The sequence below is a fragment of the Paenibacillus sp. IHBB 3054 genome, assembly GCF_051594305.1.
GTDB lineage: Bacteria > Bacillota > Bacilli > Paenibacillales > Paenibacillaceae > Paenibacillus_AQ.
Window position 1 is genome coordinate 1 of record NZ_JBOFBG010000139.1, and the last position, 688, is coordinate 688.

At 37.8% G+C, this 688-nt stretch carries 1 protein-coding gene; it reads right to left on the reverse strand.

The features are described from left to right. Nucleotides 1–288: 288 nt before the first annotated feature. Nucleotides 289–688, reverse strand: a 400-nt coding sequence (locus ACQ76X_RS36105; RefSeq protein WP_438498694.1) for a GBS Bsp-like repeat-containing protein, incomplete at its 5' end; no start/stop codon positions are given.

Genomic DNA, 688 nt, shown 5'->3' on the forward strand with positions numbered 1-688 from the left:
AAAGTTAAAAAGACACTGGCTAGCAGGGTCACTATCATTGATTTCTTCAAGAACGTCCCTCCAAAATTCTGTTATTTATTGATAAAAATATTAGATTGCAATTCCTAGAATCGATTTATTATAGCAAATCATTTATACGGAAATTGTCGAACCTTGCTATAAATTCTGAGTGAATTTATTTAATGCTATCTCATAAAAAAAACCACATGGAGTATGTGACTCACATGTGGTTAACATTACATTATTTACTGAAGCAGGCTTCCTATTCTACATTAGATCGGGCATCTGTTAACGATTAACGTTGCACGTCCAGACTCCAGCATATTTATTATCAGCATAGATATGCGTAATATAGCTTCCCACCTCAGAGTTATGCCTTTGAAAGAATACCGTGGCTTTCCAGACTCCAGGAGCAACCTTTACACCTTCAATCCACTCAATGTCATCCTGATCTTTATTAGAAGTCCAGGTAGGGAACTGAACACGTTTCACATTAGGGTCTAGTCCGTATATCAAAACATCGTATGAATCCGCCGAGATATTGGCTGTTTTCGGTCCGGATACACCTATACCTCCCTTAACAGCAACTGACGTTCCTCCGACTCCAAGCATGTTACCAGATTGATCAAAAAAGTAGAGGTGTGTTGAATAGTTTCCTGTTTCGAAATTATATTCTCTGAAGGGTATA